The organism is Salegentibacter sp. Hel_I_6 (genome assembly GCF_000745315.1).
Taxonomy (GTDB): Bacteria; Bacteroidota; Bacteroidia; order Flavobacteriales; family Flavobacteriaceae; genus Salegentibacter.
Map to the genome: position 1 here is coordinate 379,712 of NZ_JQNQ01000001.1, position 24,205 is coordinate 403,916.

Here is a 24,205-nt window from a genome sequence, read left to right on the forward strand (position 1 = left end):
TTCCAATTAAATTCCTTGTGCCTGTATGGCGGTTAAAATTACGGTATTATAAACATCGGCCACGGTACATCCCCGGCTTAGGTCATTTACCGGTTTATTTAAACCCTGAAGCATTGGACCTATTGCAAGAGCCCCGGTTTCCCTTTGCACGGCTTTATAAGTATTGTTTCCGGTATTTAGATCGGGGAAAATTAGAACATTGGCCTGCCCGGCTACTTCAGATTCGGGTAATTTACTTTTTCCAACACTAATATCTACTGCTGCATCATACTGAATAGGACCTTCTATTTTAAGATCTGGCTTGCGTTTTTTCACAATTTCAGTAGCCTCTCGCACTCTATCCACATCCTCTCCTTTTCCTGAAGTTCCAGATGAATAAGACAGCATCGCAATTTTTGGCTCGATACCAAAAGCAGAAGCACTTTCGGCAGAAGAAATTGTGATTTCGGCTAATTCTTCCGCACTGGGATTCGGATTAATCGCGCAATCCCCAAAGACAGAAACTCTATCTTCCAGACACATAAAAAATATAGAAGAAACTACCGAAACATTAGGTTTGGTCTTAATAAATTGTAATGCCGGTAAAATAGTATGCTGAGTAGTATGAGCTGCTCCTGAAACCATTCCGTCTGCATGTCCTTTATAAATCATCATTGTTCCATAGTAAGAAACATCACTCATTCTGTCTTTCGCCATATCCATATTCACTCCTTTATGCTTTCTCAACTCATAAAAAGTTTCAGCATAATCCTGGAAATTGGGTGAGCTTATGGGGTCTATAATATTTACTTTTGAAAAGTCAAGATCCAGGGCAATCTTAGCCACTGTTTTCTGAATGGTGTCCAGGTTTCCAAGTAGAGTTAGTTCAACCAGATCCATATCTATAAGTCGTTTAGCTGCGGTAAGAATACGCTCATCAGTTCCTTCTGGCAATACAATATGTTTTTTGCTTTGCCTTGCACGCTTAACCAAACTATACTGAAACATTCTTGGAGTTATTCCGTGTGGTTTATAGTTCGTCAATTTTTCTACCAGGGGATCAAAAGATACATAGCGCTCAAAAATGCTAATCGTTGTTTGTATCTTCTGAATACTATCTGCGTAAATATTAGATTTTATGGCACCTACTTTATTGGTGACGGCAAAAGTTCCTTCCTGAACAGAGATCATAGGAACGATATCAGATAAACCTTCAATTAACTTTAAAATTGATTCTTCTGGCCTTAGGCCACCGGTTAGAATAATTCCTGAAATTCTAGGATAATTGCTCGAAATATTAGCTTGAAGGGCCCCTAGAATTATATCTGCTCTATCGCCTGGTGTAATCACAAGGCTTTCATTTTTTAAAGTGGTTAGATAATTGCGTAACTGCATTGCTCCTACTCCAAAGTTTCCGGTTTGATTATCTAAAAAATCATGACCAAACAAAACTTCGCCATCAAGAGCTTTTACAATTTCCTTTAATGTAGGGTTATTTAAGGTATCAATTAATGGTATCGCAAAAACTGCAACTTCTTCAGGCAAAAATTCACGCATATTTTTTTTGGCAGGTTCCAGGTTCTCTTCCTGAATTTTATTGCTAACCATAGCAAGAACCTGAACTTCCTTATCTTTAAAGGCACGATAAGCCATTTGCTGGTTACCCAATAATTCTTCCCAGCTTTTATATTGACCACTAACCACAATTATAACCGGAATACCAAGGTTTTTGGCGATTACCACATTCACGTCAAATTCAAAAACACTGCCCTCACCAGAAAAATCACTGCCTTCGACTAATATAAAATCGAATTCTTCCTCCAGCTTTTTATATTTGGTAATTATTGTGTCTATAATTTCTCCCGATTTCCCTTCGTTTCTCTTCTGAATTACTTCACTTCGAGTAAAAGCAAAAGTTTCTTCGTAAGGAATTTTAAGATCGAAATAACTTAAAACAGTATCTATATGATTATCTCTCTCCCCTGACGGAACATCATTAATAATTGGCCTGAAATATCCTACTTTTACCATTTTACCAAGTAGGGTTCTCATTAGGCCCAATGAGATCATAGACTTACCACTGTGGGACTCCAGCGTGGCGATATAAATTCCTTTATTCATAGTGTATAAATTGTTGGGCAAAAATAAAGTTAATAAAAGAAAACCCTATTTAAGTTTTTCCTAAAAGATAGTAAACCTGATATCAATCATCTTTTAACTAAAGACCAGAAAGCCTTATCTATCGATATATTATATTGAAATTTACAATGAAAACCAAAATTGAAGATAAGTAGAACAGAGTATCCTTGATTTTCGGGCAAAAAAAGACCCTTACAAGTTAATGTAAGGGTCTTAAAAAAAAGGCGGTGACATACTCTCCCACAAATAGCAGTACCATCTGCGCTAACGGGCTTAACTTCTCTGTTCGGAATGGGAAGAGGTGAGCCCCGTTGCCATAACCACCTTAAGTCTTTGAGTTTGGCATAACACGTCTTTAAACGTCCTATCCAACTCCTAATAAGTTGACATATTTAAGAAACAAAGAATATAGAAGAACTTCAAGATAAAGCATTCAAGTCCCCACACCTTTGCAGGCGTGGGAATCGCATCAAGCTTTACGGATTATTAGTACCACTCGGCTATGACATTGCTGCCTTTACACCTGTGGCCTATCAACGTGGTCGTCTCCCACGGTCCTTTAAAGAAATCTCATCTTGTGGTGGGTTTCGCGCTTATATGCTTTCAGCGCTTATCCCTTCCCAACGTAGCTACCCAGCAATGCTCCTGGCGGAACAACTGGTGCACCAGAGGTTGGTCCAATCCGGTCCTCTCGTACTAGGATCAGGTCCACTCAAATTTCTAACGCCCACTACAGATAGAGACCGAACTGTCTCACGACGTTCTGAACCCAGCTCGCGTGCCACTTTAATGGGCGAACAGCCCAACCCTTGGGACCTTCTCCAGCCCCAGGATGTGACGAGCCGACATCGAGGTGCCAAACCCCCCCGTCGATGTGAGCTCTTGGGGGAGATCAGCCTGTTATCCCCGGCGTACCTTTTATCCTTTGAGCGATGACCCTTCCATGCGGTGTCACCGGATCACTATGCTCTACTTTCGTACCTGATCGACCTGTATGTCTCTCAGTCAAGCTCCCTTTTGCCATTGCACTCTACGCACGGTTACCAAGCGTGCTGAGGGAACCTTTAGAAGCCTCCGTTACTCTTTTGGAGGCGACCACCCCAGTCAAACTACCCACCAAGCACTGTCCCTCAATAATGAGGTTAGGCTTCGAACAAGTAAAGGGTGGTATTTCAACAATGACTCCACACCGCCTGGCGACGGCGCTTCAAAGTCTCCCACCTATCCTACACATCACTTGTCCAAAGTCAATACTAAGCTATAGTAAAGGTGCACGGGGTCTTTTCGTCCCGTAGCGGGTAATCGGCATCTTCACCGATACTACAATTTCACCGAGCTCATGGCTGAGACAGTGTCCAGATCGTTGCACCATTCGTGCAGGTCGGAACTTACCCGACAAGGAATTTCGCTACCTTAGGACCGTTATAGTTACGGCCGCCGTTTACTGGGGCTTCAATTCAATGCTTCGCCGAAGCTAACATCTCCTCTTAACCTTCCAGCACCGGGCAGGTGTCAGGCCCTATACATCATCTTTCGATTTAGCAGAGCCCTGTGTTTTTGATAAACAGTCGCCTGGACCTCTTCACTGCGGCCCCGCCGAAGCGGGGCGACCCTTCTCCCGAAGTTACGGGCCCATTTTGCCTAGTTCCTTAGCCATGAATCTCTCGAGCACCTTAGAATTCTCATCCCAACTACCTGTGTCGGTTTACGGTACGGGTTGCCACCACTCGCTTTTCTTGGAAGTCGATTCGCTAGATTATCACGCCGGCCGAAGCTTTTGTGTACTATCGGGGTGTTACCACTCCCTTCAACGTGCTATTCCGTCAGCACGCACTAACTTTTCGCCTCCGTCCGCTTTAACGTGGGGCAAGTACAGAAATATTAATCTGTTGTCCATCGACTACCCCTTTCGGGTTCGCCTTAGGTCCCGACTAACCCTCAGCTGATTAGCATAGCTGAGGAATCCTTAGTCTTTCGGTGTGCGGGTTTCTCGCCCGCATTATCGTTACTTATGCCTACATTTTCTTTTGTAACCAATCCAGCATACCTCGCAGTACACCTTCATCTCTGTTACAATGCTCCCCTACCACTCTATATCTAAATATAAAGTCCATAGCTTCGGTAATATGTTTATGCCCGATTATTATCCATGCCGGACCGCTCGACTAGTGAGCTGTTACGCACTCTTTAAATGAATGGCTGCTTCCAAGCCAACATCCTAGCTGTCTGGGCAGTCCAACCGCGTTTCTTCAACTTAACATATATTTTGGGACCTTAGCTGATGGTCTGGGTTCTTTCCCTCTCGGACACGGACCTTAGCACCCATGCCCTCACTGATATAAAACATTTTATAGCATTCGGAGTTTGTCAGGAATTGGTAGGCGGTGAAGCCCCCGCATCCAATCAGTAGCTCTACCTCTATAAAACTATCATATCGCTGCACCTAAATGCATTTCGGGGAGTACGAGCTATTTCCGAGTTTGATTGGCCTTTCACCCCTACCCTCAGGTCATCCCAAGACTTTTCAACGTCAACGGGTTCGGTCCTCCACTATGTGTTACCACAGCTTCAACCTGCCCAAGGGTAGATCACACGGTTTCGCGTCTACCATTACCAACTTAAAACGCCCTATTAAGACTCGCTTTCGCTACGGCTCCACAGCTGAACTGCTTAACCTTGCTGGAAACGGTAACTCGTAGGCTCATTATGCAAAAGGCACGCCGTCACCCCGAAGGGCTCCGACCGCTTGTAAGCGTATGGTTTCAGGATCTATTTCACTCCCTTGTTCAGGGTTCTTTTCACCTTTCCCTCACGGTACTGGTTCACTATCGGTCTCTCAGGAGTATTTAGCCTTGGCGGATGGTCCCGCCGGATTCATACAGGGTTTCTCGTGCCCCGCACTACTCAGGATACCACTATCACTGCATTCTTTACCTATACCGGGCTGTCACCGTCTATGGCCAGGCTTTCCAACCTGTTCTAATTCTGTTTGCAACAAATGTTGTGGTCCTACAACCCCATAAGGTCCGTAAACCTTATGGTTTGGGCTAATGCGCGTTCGCTCGCCGCTACTAGCGCAATCACTATTGTTTTCTCTTCCTCCGGGTACTTAGATGTTTCAGTTCTCCGGGTTTGCCTCCTTAAAGGATACTATACCTTCAGTATAGTGGGTTGCCCCATTCGGATATCTGCGGATCAACTTGTATGTGCCAATCCCCGCAGCTTTTCGCAGCTTATCACGTCCTTCTTCGCCTCTGAGAGCCTAGGCATTCCCCATACGCCCTTATCTAGCTTGTATGCTTCTTGCTTATGCTCGAATTTCTCGTGACCTTAATCACAATGTATTCTATTAATTTAATTTACCTCGTTATAAAATTTAACTTCTATAACTGTAGTTTTCTCGTATTCTTTGTTTCTCAATATGTCAATGAACTTTTTTCCTCTCTAACAATCTAATTTCAATGATAACCAAACGAATATGCTTTACGCATTTCCTGATTGTTTAAATTACCTATCTCCCTTAGATCTTAAGGAATCGTGGAGAATATCGGAGTCGAACCGATGACCTCCTGCGTGCAAGGCAGGCGCTCTAGCCAGCTGAGCTAATCCCCCATTTTTCAGTTGTCAGGTATCAGTTAACAGTTATCAGTTAATTGATGACCTATATGTCAACCTGGGATTCCCAACTTCTAAAATTTCCTTTCAATTTGTAATGAACGTTGTTGTCTCAAATTCAAATTACTTTGAACTATGAACCTTTAACTTTGAACTGCGCCTTAGCGCGTCGTAGTCTCAGGCAGACTCGAACTGCCGACCTCTACATTATCAGTGTAGCGCTCTAACCAGCTGAGCTATGAGACTGTCCTTTGTTTAATGTATAATGTAGCTTGTATATTGTATAATGTCCTTTCGAACACTTTTCAATCTACATTATACAGTATACACTATACAATTTTTTAAATATTAAATCGACAGCTATAGAATCAAGACCAAAAAAGGTCTTTAAGAACTTCCCTTTTGATTATTGCGCTTTGCCTTAAAAGGCATTGCTCTAGAAAGGAGGTGTTCCAGCCGCACCTTCCGGTACGGCTACCTTGTTACGACTTAGCCCCAGTTACCAGTTTTACCCTAGGCGGCTCCTTGCGGTGACCGACTTCAGGTACCCCCGGCTTCCATGGCTTGACGGGCGGTGTGTACAAGGCCCGGGAACGTATTCACCGCATCATGGCTGATATGCGATTACTAGCGATTCCAGCTTCACGCAGTCGAGTTGCAGACTGCGATCCGAACTGTGATAGGGTTTGTAGATTCGCTCCTTCTCGCGAAGTGGCTGCTCTCTGTCCCTACCATTGTAGCACGTGTGTGGCCCAGGACGTAAGGGCCGTGATGATTTGACGTCATCCCCACCTTCCTCGCGGTTTGCACCGGCAGTCTGGCTAGAGTTCCCGACATTACTCGCTGGCAACTAACCACAGGGGTTGCGCTCGTTATAGGACTTAACCTGACACCTCACGGCACGAGCTGACGACAACCATGCAGCACCTTGTAATCTGTCCGAAGAAAAGGGTGTTTCCACCCCTGTCAGACTACATTTAAGCCCTGGTAAGGTTCCTCGCGTATCATCGAATTAAACCACATGCTCCACCGCTTGTGCGGGCCCCCGTCAATTCCTTTGAGTTTCATTCTTGCGAACGTACTCCCCAGGTGGGTTACTTATCACTTTCGCTTAACCACTCAGATCTCAATCGATCCGAACAGCTAGTAACCATCGTTTACGGCGTAGACTACCAGGGTATCTAATCCTGTTCGCTACCTACGCTTTCGTCCATCAGCGTCAGTATATTATTAGTGATCTGCCTTCGCAATCGGTATTCTGAGTAATATCTATGCATTTCACCGCTACACTACTCATTCTAACCACTTCATAATAACTCAAGACAATCAGTATCAATGGCAGTTCTCCCGTTGAGCGGAAGACTTTCACCACTGACTTAACTGCCCGCCTACGGACCCTTTAAACCCAATGATTCCGGATAACGCTTGGATCCTCCGTATTACCGCGGCTGCTGGCACGGAGTTAGCCGATCCTTATTCGCAGAGTACCGTCAAACCCCCTCACGAGGGGGTGGTTCTTCCTCTGTAAAAGCAGTTTACAACCCATAGGGCAGTCTTCCTGCACGCGGCATGGCTGGATCAGGCTCTCGCCCATTGTCCAATATTCCTCACTGCTGCCTCCCGTAGGAGTCTGGTCCGTGTCTCAGTACCAGTGTGGGGGATCTCCCTCTCAGGACCCCTACCTATCGCTGCCTTGGTAAGCCGTTACCTTACCAACTAACTAATAGGACGCATACCCATCTAATAGCCATAAATGTTTAATGAAAATATCAGGAGATATTTTCATACTATGGGGCATTAATCCAAGTTTCCCTGGGCTATTCCCCGCTAAAAGGTAGGTTGTATACGCGTTACGCACCCGTGCGCCGGTCGTCAGCGAAAGAGCAAGCTCTTCCCTGTTACCCCTCGACTTGCATGTGTTAGGCCTGCCGCTAGCGTTCATCCTGAGCCAGGATCAAACTCTTCATCGTTGTTTCTTAAATATAATTACAACAATCAAATCGTCTGTACTCAAAGATGACTTCTCTAGTCTTAATTCTAAATTATTTGTATGTCTTTCCGAAGAAAAACTTACGCGCTGTCAATTCAATAAATCAATGAACTTCCCCGATATTACTCGGGATATTCTTGTCGAAATTAAAGGACTCGAACCTTAACTCTATATTAACCCACCCGGGATTTCTTTTCAGTATTTTTGGGAACTCGTTTGCGCCGAAAGCGGCTGCAAATATACACTACTTTTTCTTTATCAGCCAAATCTTTTTTAGAAAAATTTTTGACTTTTTTTTTAAAGCTTTCCATTCTCAAAAGAACTTTAAAAACAACTGCCGTTTTAATCAAAAACCTTCGCTGTTTTTGCGGCTGCAAATATACACCCTCTTTTGATTCTGGCAAGTAAAAAAATAAGTTTTTTTACTTTTATTTTTTTAAAGCTTTTTTCAACCTTAAAAAACACCGTATCCCAATATGTAATGAACTTCTCCGCTTCATCCCCAACCCTTGTTGTGTCTCAAAGCGGGTGCAAATATACTGCTGTTTTATTCCCCCGCAAGCTTCAAATAACAATTTTTTAAAGAAAACTTAAAATAAAAACCTAAGCTTCTCAATAAAAGGAACTTGTAAGATAAAAAATTTTAAAGAAATATTGGGAAGACAAAAGTTAATTTAAACGGCCCTGTCTTTTACTCCATTTATTGGTAAGTTCTACATATTCAAAATCAAGTGCTGTAGCTTGTGGCTCTAGTATTTCGTTTACGAAAGAGCGTTGTAGGATATCTTCAATTAAAAAGTCTTCGTGATTATTTTTAGGATCAAATTCTTCTTTAAGAGAAATTTCGAATAAACTGGCTGTGGTATTATACCAAAATGCCCGCCAACCACTTTTTAAATTTTTTATTAGGTTAAAAGCAGTAGTCCCTGTTTGGCGATGCACCAGTTTCACCAAAATTTGTCCTTCAGTATGAGTAAGCTTTTTTAATTCTGCAGAAAACTCTTCTTCTATATAATCCTGAACGATTTTGGTATATTTTCTTTGAGCTGACCTGGAATCTATTTCTTCCAGCCTCGCATTAAGCGCTATTAGTCTTTCTGAGGCTAATTTAGCATACGGATAAACTTTCCTTGTTTTTCTCCTTAATATAAGGTATTGCTTTCTTTCGGCTAAACTATTGAAATGAAGCTTCTTTAAAATCACTACTTCGTTGAGATCTATACTTTCCCTGGGGACGGTATCACCAGCGATAATCATATACTTTTTTTGCAAGGTATCTTCAGCATGAATACTATCCTGGGCGAAAAGTCCTGAAAAACTAAAGAGTCCTATTATAAAAAGTGTTCTAAGCATTAACCTAATATTTAGCTTGGCTATTGTACTAAAATCATTCCAAAATTAATCAATAATGAGTTGTCATACATTTTATTCTTATTAAATTCGTGAAAAATCAAAACTATGAGCAAAGACAGTATACTGGATAAGGAATCTATAGATTTTCTGGAAAAATATCTTAATAATGCCGCTCCAACAGGTTATGAAGCTGAAGGGCAAAAATTATGGATGGAATATCTAAAACCTTATGTAGATGAATTCTTTACCGATAGCTATGGAACTGCTGTTGGCGTTATAAATCCCGAAGCCGAATATAAAGTAGTAATTGAAGGTCACGCCGATGAGATTTCCTGGTATGTGAACTATATTACCGATGACGGTTTTATTTATGTAGTAAGAAATGGCGGAAGTGATCATCAAATTGCAGCTTCAAAAAGAGTTAATATTCATACCAAAAAAGGCATTGTAAAAGGTGTTTTTGGATGGCCTGCAATTCATACTCGTGAAAAGGATAGTGAACAATCTCCTAAAATCGATAATATCTGTATAGATGTTGGCTGTACCACTAAAGACGAAGTAGAAGAACTAGGTGTGCACGTAGGTTGTGTGATCACTTACCCAGATGAATTTTTTATTCTGAATGAAAACAAATTTGTTTGCCGTGCGCTAGATAACCGTATGGGGGGATTTATGATAGCCCAGGTTGCAAAGCTTCTAAAAGAGAATAAAAAGAAACTTCCATTTGGGTTATACATCACCAACTCGGTGCAGGAAGAAATTGGCCTAAGAGGCGCTGAAATGATCACTCATCGTATCAAACCAAATGTTGCTATTGTGACCGATGTTACGCACGATACCAATACTCCAATGATTGAAAAGAAGAAAACAGGCGATACCAAAATTGGTTACGGACCTGTTATTGCCCACGCTCCTGCTGTTCAAAATAAATTGAGAGAATTGCTTATTGATACAGCTCAGGAAAAAGAAATTCCTTTTCAAAGAATGGCGAATTCCAGATTTACAGGAACAGATACCGATGCTTTTGCATACAGTAATGGTGGCGTACCTTCGGCTTTAATATCACTTCCTCTTAGATATATGCATACTACAGTAGAAATGGTTCATAGAACTGATGTAGAAAACGTAATAAGACTTATCTACGAAAGCGTACTTAAAATTAAAGACGGCGAAAGTTTCAGTTATTTCGACTAGAAACTTCGTTTCCTATTTATATAGCCCTTTTCAGAAATTCCTGAAAAGGGTTTTTTATTTTCTTTAAATATACTTTCACAATTCTTTATTAGATACCAGTATTTATTCCCTTTATATTTATTAAAAAAAGAAAATGACAATTTCTCCTGAAGAAATAAACACATTAATGTCAAATCCGTACGAAGCTGTGAATTTAGCAAACCTCAGCTATGTCTCTGAAGAAAAACTTTCCATAAGCCGGAAGAAAGTTGGAAGAGGATTTTCCTATATATATAAAGGAGTACGTTTAAAAGATGAGAAAGCAATTGAGAGAATTAAAAGTTTAGTGATACCACCGGCCTGGCAGGAAGTAAAGATCACTCATTTAAAAAATGGGCATTTACAGGTTGTTGGTCGTGACGAAAAAAATCGCAAACAATATATTTATCATCCTACCTGGAGTAAATTAAGAAATGAAACGAAATTTTTTAAGATGGCTGCTTTTGGCGAAAATTTGCCGAAAATTAGAAAACAGGTTGACAGCGATTTGGATCTCCCGGACATGACTCAAAGAAAAGTTTTAGCTTTAATCCTAAGACTTATGGAGGAAACCCACATTAGAATTGGAAATCAATACTACGCCAACAAAAATAAAACTTACGGGCTTTCAACTTTTAGATCAAGACATTTGAAAACCTATAAAAATCAGATTAAGTTCGAATTTATAGGTAAGAAGGGAAAAGAACATTCCGTTACTGTTAAAAACAAACAACTTATTAAGCTTGTGAATCAATGTGAGGAAATTCCGGGTTGGGAACTTTTTAAATTCTATGATGAAAATGGTGAAAAGCACGCTATAGATAGTGGTATGATCAACGATTATATTCACGAAATTAGTGGTGATCTATTTTCGGCAAAAGATTTTAGAACCTGGAGCGCAACCAAAATATTTTTTGAAACGCTTAGGGAACTTGGATATACCGAGGAAGAAAAGCAAAATAAAAAGAATATGCTTGAGGCTTTTGATGCTTCTGCCGCAGGTTTAGGAAATACCCGCGCTGTTTGTCGCAGTTATTATGTGCATCCTAAAGTGGTAAATTCTTATGAAAGCGGAGAAATTGAACCATACTTCAACGAAATCAAATCTGAAGATAAGCCCGATTATATTTCCCTATCTGAAACCGAAAAAATTATCCTGAAAATGATTAAAGATTACGAGGTGAATATTTAAAATATCGCCTATTCTGCTCTGCTCAATTTTAGTTAAATTAGCGCTATGAAGAACACCATTGCTTCCCGAATAGCCGATTTTCTAAAAAATTATCCCCCTTTTAACCTGTTAGAAAAAGAAGATTTAATATATATATCTAAACAGGTTAAAGTAAAATATCTTGAAAAAGGAAAACTTTTATTTAAAGAAGGTGATATTGGCCATAAACGCTTTTATGTAGTAAATAAAGGAGCGATTTCCTTAGAGCGCAATAATAATGAAAAGCGGGAAACTATTGATAAATGCGACGAAGGTGATATTTTTGGACTTAGACCACTTTTCGCAAAGGAGAATTATCTCATCAATGCTATTGCCGATGAAGAGACTATTCTATACGCAATCCCGATTAAAAAATTCAAGCCCCTTTCTGAAGAAAATCGGGAAGTAGGTAACTTCTTGATACAAAGTTTTGCTTCAAACACCAGAAATCCATATTCACAGGCACATAAAGGGAAATTAATTTCTGATAAAGAACCCGAAGAAAACCAATTTAAACCTAATAACAATTTATTTGAGCTTCAGCCAGCGCCGGTTACCAGGAAAGTGGTTATGATTTCCCCTGAGACCACTATAAAAGTTGCTGCGCAATTAATGAGCAAAAAGAAAGTAGGTTCGGTTTTAATTGTAGAAAACAATATTCCAAAAGGTATTGTGACCGATGAGGATTTTAGAGATATGGTAGCTACTGGCGTTTATGGAATTGAAACTCCTATTTCCAAAATTATGGCTTTCCCGGTAATCTGCTATCCACAGGGTTTAAGCATTGCCCAGGCGCAACTTACTATGATGAAACATCATATAAATCATATTTGCATTACCGAAGACGGCACTCCCAACACCAAGGTTGTAGGCATACTTTCTGAACACGACATTATGGTTTCTGAAGGGCATAATCCTTCTGTGCTTATGAAAGCGATTCAACGTAGCAGTAGTACGAACGAATTGAAGAAAATTCGGCATAAAATCACTTTATTACTTCGCGGATTTATTGATTCTAATATTCCGCTGAATCATATTTCCAGAATTATTTTTGAATTAAATGATGCAACTATAAAAAGAATCATTGAACGTTGCATTAAAAAACTGCCTACTCCCCCACCCTGTGATTTCACGTGGATTTCCCTTGGAAGCCAGGGACGAAAAGAGCAACTTTTACAAACAGACCAGGACAACGCGCTTATTTTTGAAGATTGTGCTGAAGAAAAACTGGAAGAAACCCGGGCCTATTTTTTGGAATTGGCCAGAAAGGTAAACAAACGACTCAATATTATAGGTTACGAATATTGCCCTGCTGAAATGATGGCGAAAAATCCAAAATACTGTTTGAGTCTAAGCGAATGGAAAACGCAGTTTACAAACTGGATCATAGACCCCGGCAATGATGAAATTCTACTATGTTCCATTTTTTTCGATTTTGATATTTCTTACGGTAATGTGAAGTTATCTAACGAACTGGCTGATCATATTTTTAGTCTTACAAACGATAATAGAAAATTCTATGCGGTGATGGGTGCGACTGCTTTAAGAAATCCTTCCCCGCTTGGTTTTTTTAGGCAATTTCTGGTAGAAGAAGATGGAGAGAATAAGGATTATTTCGACATAAAAAAACGAGGAATTACTCCTATTACCGATGCCGCAAGGTTGCTTATTTTATATCACCAGGTAAAGAATATTAGCAACACGGCAGAGCGCTTTGAAAAACTGGCGCAATTGGAGCCAAATAACAAAGAACTATTTTTAGCTTGTGCCTACGCTTCTAAGGTTTTAATTAAATTTAGGACACAACATGGTTTGGAAAATCGAAATAGCGGTAGGTTTATAGATCTTGAAAATCTTGGAAAAGAAGAAAAAATAAAACTTAAGCGCTGCTTTAAAAGTATTAGGCAGGTGCAGGAATTAATAAAATATCGTTTTGAAGTAACTCCTTATATTTAATGCTAAAATTATTCAAAAGGAAATCAGAGAATTTTCCGAAATTCTGGCTGAATTATGAAGCTAAATTCCAGGAAAAGCTTCCCGTAGAAATAGCCGAAACAAGATTTGTAGTTTTAGATACCGAAACCACTGGATTTGATCTAAAAAAAGACCGAATGCTCTGCATTGGTGCCGTAGCGGTAAATAATAGATCTATTGATATTGCCGATGGATTTGAAGAGTATATTTCCCAGGAAACTTTTAATCCTAAAACCGTGAAAATTCACGGAATTATCCAGAATGAGCGAATAGAAACCTTATCGGAAGAAGAAGCGGTAAAAGCTTTTTTAAAATATATAGGGAATTCGGTTTTAGTGGCGCATCATGCTGGTTTTGATATTGGGATGATCAATGAGGCTTTATTTAGAATGGGATTACCAAAACTAAAAAACAAAGTTTTAGACACTGTAAATTTATACCGTGGTACCAGAATAATCTCAAATTTAATCAATCGGGAAAAAAGTTATTCTCTTGATGAAATTGCAGAAACTTACACGATTGATATCCGGGATAGGCACACTGCAGCCGGAGATGCTTTTATTACCGCTATTGCTTTCCTCAAAATTATTGGCAAACCAAATACCGACAGAAAATTAAATTTAAAAAGCTTGTTTAAGTATTAAACTACCTTTTGAAAATAAAAAACCTCACAGTTTTTGAAACGCTGTGAGGTTTAGGTTTTGTTAGAGAATTATACTTAAAATTTTATAAAGCATCATTCATAATTTCTTGCACAACTTCAGGATTTAGTAAAGTTGAAGTATCACCTAGATCTTCGGTTTGTTTTGAAGCAATCTTACGTAAAATCCTTCTCATAATTTTTCCACTTCGCGTTTTTGGAAGTCCGCTAACAAACTGAATTTTCTCTGGTTTTGCTATCGGTCCAACCTTATCCTTTATCTGTTGATTAATCTCTTTCCTAAGATTATCGTGATTCCTGGACTCCCCGGCTTCTTTTAAAATTACAAATGCATATAGCGCATTTCCTTTAACTTCATGTGGGAATCCCACTACTGCAGATTCTGCTACTGCTGGGTGTTCATCTATAGCATCTTCGATTGGGGCGGTTCCTAAATTGTGACCAGATACGATGATTACATCGTCTACCCTACCGGTAATTCGGTAATAACCAACTTCATCTCTTAACGCACCGTCGCCGGTAAAATACATATTTTTAAAAGTAGAGAAATAAGTGTTTTTATAACGTTCATGATCTCGCCAAACCGTTCTGGCAATAGCGGGCCACGGATATTTAATACATAATCTCCCGTCTACCTGGTTCCCTTTTAGTTCATTACCATCAGCATCCATTAATGCAGGTTGAATCCCGGGGAATGGTAATGTTGCATATGTAGGTTTCACCGGAGTTACATACGGAATTGGTGAGATCATAATTCCGCCAGTTTCGGTTTGCCACCAGGTATCTACAATCGGACTTTTATTTTTTCCTACATTATCGTTATACCAGTGCCAGGCTTCCTCGTTAATAGGTTCTCCAACAGTTCCAAGCACTTTCAAAGAAGAAAGATCATGACTTTCTACAAACTCTATATTTCTTTTAGCTAAAGATCTAATTGCCGTTGGCGCAGTATAAAACTGATTAACCTTATGTTTCTCTACTACATCCCAGAATCTTCCGGCATCAGGATAGGAAGGAACACCCTCAAACATCACAGTAGTTGCCCCGTTTGCTAATGGCCCGTATAAAATATAAGAGTGACCGGTAATCCAGCCAATATCAGCTGTACACCAATAAACATCTCCCTCTTTATACTGAAAAATATTCTTAAAAGTATAAGCTGTATACACCATATAACCCGCCGTGGTGTGTAACATCCCTTTTGGTTTGCCGGTAGAACCCGAAGTATATAATATAAATAAAGGATCTTCAGCATCCATGGTTTCGGCTTCACATTCATCTGAAGCTTCATCCAGTAGAGGTTGTAACCATTCGTCACGCCCTTCTTTCATTTGAATATCAGAGTCAAGACGTTTTGCCACTAGAACGTTCTCCACACCAGGGCATTCTTCCAGCGCTTTATCTACAATACTTTTTAGATCTATGGTTTTATTTCCGCGGTAAGATCCGTCAGAAGTGATTAGCATTTTACAATCTGCATCATTAGTTCTGGTAGCAAGAGCTTTCGAAGAAAATCCTGCAAAGACTACAGAGTGTATAGCACCAATCCTGGCACAAGCAAGCATTGCCACAGCAAGCTCAGGAATCATAGGCAGGTAAATACAAACTCTATCACCTTTCTCAATTCCTTTAGATTTTAAAACATTCGCAAATTTATTTACTTTCTTATGAAGTTCACCATAGGATATATGTTGCGCCTCTTCTTCATGATCGTTTGGCTCCCAAATAATTGCAGTTTTATCAGATCGATTAAATAGAAATCTATCTATGCAATTTTCGGTGATATTTAATTTAGCATTTTCAAACCATTTTACTTCAGGCTTATTAAAATCCCAACTCAACACATTGTCCCATTTTTTGCGCCAGGTAAAATGTTCTTCGGCTACTTCTTCCCAGAAATTTTCTGGTTCTCTTACCGATTTTCTATAAACTTGAAAATACTCCTCTAAATTCTTAATATGATAATTACTCATAACTTAAATAAATATATTGATGGTTGCGTGGGTTAATATTGAAAAATATAAAATATCTCTCCCGCAATTTATAAAAACCTAAGGAAACCAAATACCAAAAATTCCGTAATTATCGGGCATTTTGAAGTTTTATGAGAAGTTTAATAGATTGGATAAATCCTACGGAATAGCAGTAAAATTTTCAATAATTAGTTTTCCTGAAAGTATTATTATTAAAGAATAGTATTATTAATGCTCTATGAACTTTTGATGGTCTTTTAACCATTTATTTAAAAAAGCGGTTTCCCTTTTTGAAGCAATTTTATTCGATTTTTCTTCCCTCCAGATATTTTCTGAAGTTTTTCGAGTAAAAATTTTAGTTTTCCTCCTCACAGAAAGCCCAAAGGCCTTTACAGAAATTTCGGCTTTCGCCACATAAGCATCATCGATGTTTTGTAGGTAGACCAGTCTCATTTTTATATAATTATTTATTAGCTCCTATAACCAGACAAAGACTATGCCCACGGCCAAACATTTACAAAAAACTTCTTTAAACTAATTTTTACTTTGTGAAAAACTATGTTTATAACTCAGTGCTGCTTTTATAAAATCGCGACTTATTCCCTTTAACTTTACTCTTGTAAAATCATACCGGCGGTATTGCTTTTTTGTAATAAACAAGGGGAATCATGTGAGAATCATGAGCTGTTGCGCAACTGTAAAGTAGAGTTATCTACAAGCCAGATCACCTTCCCAACCGGGCTGACTTTTGCTTTCGCATAAAAAGTAAATGTCCAGGATAATATTTTTGCGGTCTTCCCGCTCTTCTCTTTTCCAAAGACACCTATTTGCTTTTATGCTTTTGATTTTAAAACTAAAACAAAAGTGATATGAGTATTTTTCAAAAACGGGTAAATTACAAACCTTTCGAATATCCCGAGATCCTTCAGTTTACCGAAGCTATTAACAGATCATTCTGGGTGCATTCTGAAGTAGACTTTACTGCAGATGTACAGGATTTTCATTCTCATCTTAGTGAAAATGAAAAACAGGTAATTAAAAAGAGTTTGCTTGCCATCGCACAAATTGAAGTAGCCGTTAAATCCTTCTGGGGCGATTTATATGAGCACCTTCCTAAGCCGGAATTTAACGGCCTCGGAAGCACTTTTGCTGAATGTGAATTCAGGCATTCGGAAGCTTATTCCCGCCTGCTTGAAGTTTTAGGTTATAACAACGAGTTCGAGCAATTAATAGAAACTCCTGTTATCAAAAAAAGGGTGGCTTATCTTTCTGAAGCTTTAGCAAATACAAAATCTTCAGATGAAAAAAAATACGTGTTTTCCCTTATTTTATTTTCAATTTTAATTGAAAACGTATCCCTCTTTAGTCAGTTTGCTATTATTCTTTCGTTTAGCCGATTTAAAGGTGTGATGAAAAATGTGAGCAATATAATTGCATGGACATCGGTAGACGAACAAATTCATGCCAATGCCGGGATTTATATTGTAAACCAGATTAAGAAAGAATTTCCAGAATTCTTCAACGAGGAAACCAAAACTCAAATTAGAGAGATCATTGCCCATTCTATGAAAGTAGAATCTGAAATCCTTGATTGGATCTTTGTTGATGGCGCTCTGGAACAATGCAAAAAAGAAGACCTGCTGAATTTTATGAAGTATCGGGTAGACGATAGCCTTGAAAAAATTGGTTTGGAAAAGATCTACTTTGTTTCAGAGTATGATTACAAAGCCATGTTATGGTTTGAAGAAGAAGTTTTCGCCAATAGTTTAGACGACTTTTTTGCCAAGCGTCCGGTAGATTACACCAAACACGATAAAAGCATCACGGCCGATGATCTTTTTTAAACAATTTTCCGCAGCAATAATTCAATCTAAAATCCAGCAAAATGCCCGAAACAATAATTAAAGAAATGCAACAGGAACGCCTTTGGTGGCTCAATGAAGAAAGCCAGCAAATACTTAACCGTGGTTATCTATTAAAAGGAGAAACTACAAAATCTGCCATAGAACGAGTTGCAAATGCAGCTGCAAAAAGACTCTACAAACCAGAACTGGCTGAAGCTTTTATAGAAATGATAGAACGCGGCTGGATGAGTTTAAGTTCGCCAATTTGGGCCAATATGGGTACCGAACGCGGATTACCAATTTCCTGTTTCAATGTCTACGTACCCGATAATATTGAAGGAATTACTCACAAACTGGGCGAGGTAATCATGCAAACCAAGATTGGTGGCGGTACTTCAGGTTATTTTGGAGAATTACGAGGTCGTGGCAGTGCTGTTACCGATAACGGCAAAAGTAGCGGAGCAACCAGTTTTATGAAGCTTTTTGACACTGCGATGGATACCATTTCTCAGGGCGGCGTTCGCCGCGGAGCTTTTGCTGCTTATCTGGATATTGACCACCCCGATATTAAAGAATTTCTCGAGATAAAAAATATTGGAAATCCTATTCAGAATTTATTTTATGGCGTTAGTGTGCCCGATTACTGGATGCAGGAAATGATAGATGGAGATCGGGAAAAACGAGAAATATGGGCTAAAGTTTTAGAAAGCAGACAGCAAAAAGGTTTGCCCTATATTTTCTTTAAAGACAATATCAACCGGTTCAAGCCGCAGGTTTATAAGGACAAAAACTACGTTGTAAATTCCAGCAATTTATGTTCAGAAATCGCACTGCCTTCAACCGAGGAAGAGTCTTTTATTTGCTGTCTCTCTTCAATGAATTTAGAGCTTTATGACGAATGGAAAGATACCGAGGCAGTAAAACTGGCTATCTATTTTCTTGATGCTGTTTTACAGGAATTTATCGCGAAAACCGAGGATAATTATTACCTCACTCCTGCCAATAAATTTGCAAAAAGACACAGGGCTCTGGGATTGGGCGTTATGGGTTGGCATTCTTATCTTCAGAAGAACAGGATTCCTTTTGAAGGTTTAAAAGCAAAAGGCTTAACGAATTCCATATTTAAAGAAATTAATGAGAAAGCTACCAAAGCAAGTAAGGAATTAGCGAATATTTATGGCGAACCCGAGGTTTTAAAAGGCTACGGATTAAGAAATACTACTTTAATGGCCGTAGCGCCTACTACCTCCTCTTCTGCCATTTTAGGACAGGCATCACCTGGGATTGAACCTTTTAGCAGTAATTATTACAAAGCGGGATTGGCAAAAGGGAATTTTATGCGGAAGAATAAATATTTAAAGGAATTACTTCAGGAAAAAGGATTGGATACCGAAGAAACCTGGCGAAGCATTATGCTAAACCACGGAAGCGTACAGCATTTAAAAGAATTAAGTGATGAAGAGCGAATGGTTTTTAAAACCTTTAAGGAGATAAGTCAGTTAGAGATTATTCAACAGGCCTCGGTGAGACAAAAATATATAGACCAGTCCCAAAGTTTGAATTTGAATATTCCTTCAGATCTTCCGGTTCGGGAAGTAAATAAGCTAATGATAGAAGCCTGGCAACTGGGAGTTAAAACGCTATACTACCAAAGAAGTCAAAGTGTTTCTAAAGAATTTATAGCCAATATGGTGAATTGTGCGAGTTGTGAGGCTTAAGCCTTAAAATGATTTAAAATGAAAAGGCTGTCTGAAAAGTCTGAAGAACGTCACCCTGAATTTATTTCAGGGTCTAAAATGTTGAATTTTAAAAACATGCTAGAAGCTGAAACAAGTTCAGCTTGACGAAAACAGGACGTTTACAAGACAGCCTTTTTCTTATTCTGAAAACTCAACTTACATAGCTCCCCATTCTTTAAGGGAATCTTTGTTCATTTTAACGTAATCCTGGTTTCCGGCTTTTTCAGCTTCAGCTAAAGATTTTTTGGCAGCTGCAATTGCTTCTTCTTTTTTACCAAGATCGGCTGCGATAAGCGATTTTCTTCTTAAGATCCAGAATGCATTCGGGTTCCCCATTTCAAGGGATTTTTTTACCCATTCGTAAGCCTGTTCTAAATCTTTATTGGCATCGTGATAATAAGTTGCTGCAGCAAAATAATCACCTGCCCCTGGGCCATTCATAGTTTTTTCAATACTGGCCATTGCTTTTTCTTCGGTAGGTACTTCGAATTCAAGACTCGCAACTGTATTTGCCCAAACAAAATTAAGCACAGCAGAATCATTCTTAAGTTCGTCTATCATAATGGTGAAAGTTTCCATTTCAAACGGAAGCTCCAATACTTCTGCAGTTGCTTTTAGGGCTACTTTCTCTTCGTCCCATTCAGCAGGATTTCCCCAATTAGAAGCATCGTTATAGAACATTACTTCCCACTCGTCTTCCTTCGGAATGGTATAAATTGCGTAGGTTCCGGCCTTTAATTCTTCTCCTTGAATAGTAACATCGTCACTAAAAGTAATTTTGGTATTCTCGTTGGCACCGGTACGCCATACTTCTCCATAGGGCACTAGATTGCCAAAAATCTCACGATCTCTCATTCCGGGACGGGAATATTCAAGAGTGAAATCGGTAAGCCCAACTTTTTGTTCAATCTTAGTTAAAGGACTCGGTTGTGGAGCCTTTACCTGGGCTTGAGTTGCACTCATAATCCCTGCGGTACATAAAAATAGAAGTAATTTTTTCATTTTGTAGTTTGTTTTTAGTTTTTCAAATATACCTAGAAATTGATTATAAATTTAAAATTCAAGCTTCTTCATTTATATTTTGTTTAACTATAATTATTTTACTCTAAACAAAACTTCCTTTAATTTTACACTTAGTTAGCGAAAGCTCGAGAGATAAAAAATTCGGCTAAGCTTAGAAAACAATTAATCTCACCTTGTGAGTAAATAACTCAGAATGAAAATCTATACTAAAAAGACGGTGCAAAAACTTCCTATAAGCCTGGAAAAGGCCTGGGAATTTCTATCCAGCCCTGGAAATCTAAAGACTATTACACCAGATTATATGGGGTTTAATATTATCTCTGGAGCCGATCGCCCAATGTTTGCAGGACAAATTATTCAATATATAGTAACTCCTATTGCAGGAATTAAAACCAAATGGGTTACGGAAATAACCCACGTAAAAGATAGAGAATACTTTGTTGACGAGCAACGTTTTGGGCCTTATGCACTTTGGCACCACAAGCATTTTTTGAAAGAAATTCCAGGCGGCGTGGAGATGGAGGATATTATAGATTATAAATTGCCCTTCGGGATTTTAGGACAAATGGTGCATCCCTTTCTCGTAGCTCCTAAACTGAAAGAAATTTTTGATTACAGGCAGGAGAAACTTATAGAACTTTTTGGTGAATATGATGAAACCAAAACTAAAGATGCAACACTGAAACAAGATATTTTAGCTTAAACCATAAAAAATAAATTATGAAAAAGAATATTGTACTTATTGGCGGTTCTACCGGAATCGGACTTGAAATTGCCAATCAATTAATAAAAGAAAATAATGTGATTGTCGCTTCAAGAAACAAAGGCGAACTAAACGACGATATAAAACATTTAGAATTTGATGTTTTAAAAGATAATATAGAAGACCTTGAGTTGCCGGAAGAAATACACGGCCTGGTATATTGCCCTGGAAGCATCAACCTCAAACCTTTTAAGATGCTAAAGCATAAAGATTTTGAGGAAGAAATGAACTTAAATTTTTTAAGTTTGGTAAAAGTAGTTAAGTCTCTAATGTCAAAATTAAAGAAAGCTGAAAATGCAAGTTTGGTATTTTTTAGCACCGTGGCGGTTAAAGTCGGAATGCCCTTCCATACCAGCGTTGCTGCGGCAAAGGGTGCGATTGAAGGTTTTGCTAAATCGCTGGCAGCAGAATATGCTCCAACATTGCGGGTAAACGTGATCGCACCATCATTAACCGATACTCCATTGGCTGAAAAATTATTGTCTAACGATTCTAAGAAAGAGAAGATGAGTGAAAGACATCCTCTTAAAAGGGTTGGAAACGCAAAGGATATCGCCAACGCAGCTACCTTTTTATTAAGCGATGAAAATAGTTGGATAACTGGACAAATTATTGGGGTAGATGGTGGACTTTCAACTTTAAATATTTCGTAAATGAGTAAAGAAGTGAATATTTTCTGGTTTAGGCGTGATTTGAGATTAGATGATAATGTAGGTTTTCTCGAAGCTTTAAAATCTGATAAACCGGTTTTACCAATTTTTATTTTTGATACAGAAATACTTGATAAATTACCTAAAAATGATGCTCGTGTAACTTTTATACACGAGCAACTTCAGGAAATGCGAAAAGAACTGCAAGATGATTATAGCAGCACTATCGCGATGTATCACGGCCAACCAGAAGAAATTTTTCAGCAATTAATTAAAGATTATCAAATGGCTGAAGTATTCACCAATCATGATTATGAACCTTACGCAACCCAAAGAGATAAAGAAATAGCCGAGTTACTTTCTAAAAATAATATTGAATTTCACACTTTTAAGGATCAGGTTATCTTTGAAAAAAATGAAGTGGTAAAGAAAGATGGCGATCCTTATGTGGTTTACACCCCATATATGAGGGTTTGGAAAGAGCATTTCAAATCCCTGGACCTCAAAATTCATTATACCAGTCAATACCTGGATAATCTTATTCAAAATACCCGCTTACCAAATTTAAGTTTAAGTGATATTGGTTTTAAAAATTCAGAAATTAAAGTACCCGATTATGATGTGACCCCAACGTTAATTCAGCAATACGAAAACACGAGGAATATACCAGCCAGGGATAGCACCTCAAGATTAGGAGCTCACTTACGGTTTGGAACTGTTGGTATTAGAAAAATGGTAAAAAAAGCTAATTCCGAAAACAACAAGACTTTTCTTGATGAATTAATCTGGCGAGAATTTTTTATGCAGGTGTTATATCACAACCCCGATACTGTCACTGAATCTTTTAAAAAGAAATATGACCGTATTGAATGGCGCAATAATGAAGAGGAATTTGAGAAATGGAAAACCGGAAAAACAGGTTATCCACTGGTAGATGCCGGAATGCGACAATTAAATGAATCTGGATTTATGCATAATCGCGTGAGGATGCTGGTAGGGAGTTTTCTTTGCAAACATTTACTTATAGATTGGCGCTGGGGTGAAGCTTATTTTGCTGAAAAACTACTGGACTACGAGATGTCATCTAATGTGGGCAACTGGCAATGGGTTGCCGGAAGTGGCGTTGATGCTGCCCCTTATTTTAGAATTTTTAACCCAACTACGCAGATTGATAAATTTGATAAGGATAAAAAATACATCAAAAAATGGGTGGAAGAATTTGAAACCGATGATTATCCTGAAAAGATGGTAGATCATAAAGAAGCCCGCGAACGGGCTCTTAAAGTTTACAAAGAAGCAGTAAGCTAATCTTTAAATATTTTTCTGGCTTTTTCAAGATCTTCCTCGGTGTCAATCCCAATGGTCTGCATTTGTGTTTCTACCATTTTAATATTTTTTCCATATTCCAGGAATCTAATAGCTTCAATCTTTTCGGCAGATTCTAAAGATAACATGGGTAAATTATAGAAATCTATAATCGCTTGTTTTCTAAAGGCATAGATCCCTATATGTTTAAAATAAGTCACGGCAGCATCAGTATTTCTTGGGTAAGGGATTGGAAATCTTGAAAAATACATTGCGAAATCATTCTTATTGGTAATTACCTTTACATTGTTTGCATTAGTAATATCATCACTTTCAGAAAGTGCAGTTTTTAAAGAAGCAAGGTCTATAGCAGAAGCATCATCTTCCCGAAAAACAAGTAGCAATTTAGCCAAACTGTCCTTATCTATAAATGGTTCATCTCCCTGTACATTTACAACGATATCTACATCCATATCCTGCACCGCTTCAGCAATACGGTCGCTTCCGCATTCATGTTCTTTCTTGCTTTTTATTGCATTGCCGCCGTTTTTATTTATTTCAGCATAAATTTTATCACTATCGGTTACCACATATACCTCATCAAATAAATCTGTGCTTTTTGCAGCTTCGTAGGTTCTGGTGATTACTGTTTTTCCATTTAGATCTTTTAAAAGTTTTCCTGGAAATCTGGTCGCCTCGTAACGGGCGGGAATCATAGCAATTATTTTAAGGGGTTTATCCATTATAAATTTTGATTTTAGAAGTTAAATTTAGG

At 38.7% G+C, this 24,205-nt stretch carries 15 protein-coding genes, 2 tRNA genes, 3 rRNA genes and 1 riboswitch; of the genes, 9 read left to right on the forward strand and 11 right to left on the reverse strand.

What is annotated here, in order from left to right:
• Positions 1 to 6: 6 nt before the first annotated feature.
• The 7 genes from pta to FG27_RS01785 form a co-directional block, all read right to left on the reverse strand.
• Positions 7 to 2,100 carry a phosphate acetyltransferase gene (gene pta / locus FG27_RS01750; RefSeq protein ID WP_037314685.1) on the reverse strand — a complete coding sequence of 698 codons (2,094 nt, stop codon included), beginning with the start codon at positions 2,098 to 2,100 and terminating at the stop codon, positions 7 to 9.
• Between the two features lie 237 nt (positions 2,101 to 2,337).
• A 5S ribosomal RNA gene (gene rrf / locus FG27_RS01755) occupies positions 2,338 to 2,446 on the reverse strand.
• Positions 2,447 to 2,583: 137 nt separating this feature from the next.
• Positions 2,584 to 5,417 (reverse strand): 23S ribosomal RNA (locus FG27_RS01760).
• Positions 5,418 to 5,656: 239 nt separating this feature from the next.
• Positions 5,657 to 5,730: transfer RNA gene (locus tag FG27_RS01765), tRNA-Ala, on the reverse strand.
• Positions 5,731 to 5,905: 175 nt separating this feature from the next.
• A tRNA-Ile gene (locus FG27_RS01770) sits at positions 5,906 to 5,979 on the reverse strand.
• 194 nt (positions 5,980 to 6,173) lie between these two features.
• Positions 6,174 to 7,703 (reverse strand): 16S ribosomal RNA (locus FG27_RS01775).
• Together the 16S, 23S and 5S rRNA genes with 2 tRNA genes alongside form the textbook arrangement of a ribosomal RNA operon.
• A gap of 689 nt (positions 7,704 to 8,392) precedes the next feature.
• A complete protein-coding gene (locus FG27_RS01785; protein WP_037314691.1) occupies positions 8,393 to 9,076 on the reverse strand; it encodes a DUF4294 domain-containing protein in 684 nt (227 codons plus the stop codon).
• A gap of 105 nt (positions 9,077 to 9,181) precedes the next feature.
• On the opposite strand from FG27_RS01785, the gene FG27_RS01790 reads away from it, so the two are divergent.
• From FG27_RS01790 to FG27_RS01805, 4 genes are all read left to right on the forward strand, one after another.
• Positions 9,182 to 10,270, forward strand: a complete 1,089-nt coding sequence (locus FG27_RS01790) for a M42 family metallopeptidase (RefSeq protein ID WP_197051654.1) — start codon at positions 9,182 to 9,184, stop codon at positions 10,268 to 10,270.
• A gap of 133 nt (positions 10,271 to 10,403) precedes the next feature.
• Positions 10,404 to 11,480 carry a DNA topoisomerase IB gene (locus FG27_RS01795; RefSeq protein ID WP_037314694.1) on the forward strand — a complete coding sequence of 359 codons (1,077 nt, stop codon included), beginning with the start codon at positions 10,404 to 10,406 and terminating at the stop codon, positions 11,478 to 11,480.
• Positions 11,481 to 11,525: 45 nt separating this feature from the next.
• Positions 11,526 to 13,454: a DUF294 nucleotidyltransferase-like domain-containing protein gene (locus FG27_RS01800; RefSeq protein ID WP_037314697.1), complete on the forward strand. Its 1,929-nt coding sequence runs from the start codon at positions 11,526 to 11,528 to the stop codon at positions 13,452 to 13,454.
• Positions 13,454 to 14,116, forward strand: coding sequence for a PolC-type DNA polymerase III (locus FG27_RS01805; RefSeq protein WP_037314699.1), 663 nt, complete (start codon positions 13,454 to 13,456; stop codon positions 14,114 to 14,116). Before FG27_RS01800 ends, FG27_RS01805 begins: the two co-directional genes overlap by 1 nt.
• A gap of 82 nt (positions 14,117 to 14,198) precedes the next feature.
• Here the strand turns inward: FG27_RS01805 and acs are convergent, their stop codons facing one another.
• Entirely contained in the window at positions 14,199 to 16,106 is a 1,908-nt protein-coding gene (acs, locus tag FG27_RS01810) for an acetate--CoA ligase (RefSeq protein ID WP_037314701.1), read from the reverse strand.
• Positions 16,107 to 16,334: 228 nt separating this feature from the next.
• Positions 16,335 to 16,559 (reverse strand): hypothetical protein, encoded by a 225-nt coding sequence (locus tag FG27_RS01815; RefSeq protein ID WP_037314703.1) that lies wholly within the window; start codon positions 16,557 to 16,559, stop codon positions 16,335 to 16,337.
• Positions 16,560 to 16,723: 164 nt separating this feature from the next.
• A riboswitch (cobalamin riboswitch) is annotated at positions 16,724 to 16,857 on the forward strand.
• Between the two features lie 118 nt (positions 16,858 to 16,975).
• Here FG27_RS01815 and FG27_RS01820 point away from each other — a divergent pair.
• Positions 16,976 to 17,950 carry a ribonucleotide-diphosphate reductase subunit beta gene (locus tag FG27_RS01820; RefSeq protein ID WP_037314705.1) on the forward strand — a complete coding sequence of 325 codons (975 nt, stop codon included), beginning with the start codon at positions 16,976 to 16,978 and terminating at the stop codon, positions 17,948 to 17,950.
• A gap of 41 nt (positions 17,951 to 17,991) precedes the next feature.
• Positions 17,992 to 19,668, forward strand: coding sequence for a ribonucleoside-diphosphate reductase subunit alpha (locus FG27_RS01825; protein ID WP_037314708.1), 1,677 nt, complete (start codon positions 17,992 to 17,994; stop codon positions 19,666 to 19,668).
• A gap of 177 nt (positions 19,669 to 19,845) precedes the next feature.
• Here FG27_RS01825 and FG27_RS01830 read toward each other — a convergent pair whose 3' ends face one another.
• Positions 19,846 to 20,691: a DUF2911 domain-containing protein gene (locus FG27_RS01830; RefSeq protein WP_037314711.1), complete on the reverse strand. Its 846-nt coding sequence runs from the start codon at positions 20,689 to 20,691 to the stop codon at positions 19,846 to 19,848.
• Positions 20,692 to 20,905: 214 nt separating this feature from the next.
• Between FG27_RS01830 and FG27_RS01835 the strand changes: the two genes are divergently transcribed.
• The 3 genes from FG27_RS01835 to FG27_RS01845 are packed head-to-tail and all read left to right on the forward strand — an operon-like array spanning position 20,906 to position 23,433.
• A complete protein-coding gene (locus FG27_RS01835) occupies positions 20,906 to 21,415 on the forward strand; it encodes an SRPBCC family protein (RefSeq protein WP_037314715.1) in 510 nt (169 codons plus the stop codon).
• A 17-nt stretch (positions 21,416 to 21,432) separates the two neighbouring features.
• Positions 21,433 to 22,128, forward strand: a complete 696-nt coding sequence (locus tag FG27_RS01840; protein ID WP_037314717.1) for an SDR family NAD(P)-dependent oxidoreductase — start codon at positions 21,433 to 21,435, stop codon at positions 22,126 to 22,128.
• Entirely contained in the window at positions 22,129 to 23,433 is a 1,305-nt protein-coding gene (locus tag FG27_RS01845; RefSeq protein ID WP_037314720.1) for a deoxyribodipyrimidine photo-lyase, read from the forward strand.
• Here FG27_RS01845 and kdsB read toward each other — a convergent pair.
• Positions 23,430 to 24,173 (reverse strand): 3-deoxy-manno-octulosonate cytidylyltransferase, encoded by a 744-nt coding sequence (gene kdsB, locus FG27_RS01850; protein ID WP_037314723.1) that lies wholly within the window; start codon positions 24,171 to 24,173, stop codon positions 23,430 to 23,432. The genes FG27_RS01845 and kdsB overlap by 4 nt on opposite strands.
• Positions 24,174 to 24,205 lie beyond the last annotated feature (32 nt).

Bases quoted from the DNA above. Each gene is read 5' to 3' on its own strand.
- pta (WP_037314685.1), bottom strand. From the start codon at position 2,100: ATGAATAAAGGAATTTATATCGCCACGCTGGAGTCCCACAGTGGTAAG.
- FG27_RS01785 (WP_037314691.1), bottom strand. From the start codon at position 9,076: ATGCTTAGAACACTTTTTATAATAGGACTCTTTAGTTTTTCAGGACTT.
- FG27_RS01790 (WP_197051654.1), top strand. From the start codon at position 9,182: ATGAGCAAAGACAGTATACTGGATAAGGAATCTATAGATTTTCTGGAA.
- FG27_RS01795 (WP_037314694.1), top strand. From the start codon at position 10,404: ATGACAATTTCTCCTGAAGAAATAAACACATTAATGTCAAATCCGTAC.
- FG27_RS01800 (WP_037314697.1), top strand. From the start codon at position 11,526: ATGAAGAACACCATTGCTTCCCGAATAGCCGATTTTCTAAAAAATTAT.
- FG27_RS01805 (WP_037314699.1), top strand. From the start codon at position 13,454: ATGCTAAAATTATTCAAAAGGAAATCAGAGAATTTTCCGAAATTCTGG.
- acs (WP_037314701.1), bottom strand. From the start codon at position 16,106: ATGAGTAATTATCATATTAAGAATTTAGAGGAGTATTTTCAAGTTTAT.
- FG27_RS01815 (WP_037314703.1), bottom strand. From the start codon at position 16,559: ATGAGACTGGTCTACCTACAAAACATCGATGATGCTTATGTGGCGAAA.
- FG27_RS01820 (WP_037314705.1), top strand. From the start codon at position 16,976: ATGAGTATTTTTCAAAAACGGGTAAATTACAAACCTTTCGAATATCCC.
- FG27_RS01825 (WP_037314708.1), top strand. From the start codon at position 17,992: ATGCCCGAAACAATAATTAAAGAAATGCAACAGGAACGCCTTTGGTGG.
- FG27_RS01830 (WP_037314711.1), bottom strand. From the start codon at position 20,691: ATGAAAAAATTACTTCTATTTTTATGTACCGCAGGGATTATGAGTGCA.
- FG27_RS01835 (WP_037314715.1), top strand. From the start codon at position 20,906: ATGAAAATCTATACTAAAAAGACGGTGCAAAAACTTCCTATAAGCCTG.
- FG27_RS01840 (WP_037314717.1), top strand. From the start codon at position 21,433: ATGAAAAAGAATATTGTACTTATTGGCGGTTCTACCGGAATCGGACTT.
- FG27_RS01845 (WP_037314720.1), top strand. From the start codon at position 22,129: ATGAGTAAAGAAGTGAATATTTTCTGGTTTAGGCGTGATTTGAGATTA.
- kdsB (WP_037314723.1), bottom strand. From the start codon at position 24,173: ATGGATAAACCCCTTAAAATAATTGCTATGATTCCCGCCCGTTACGAG.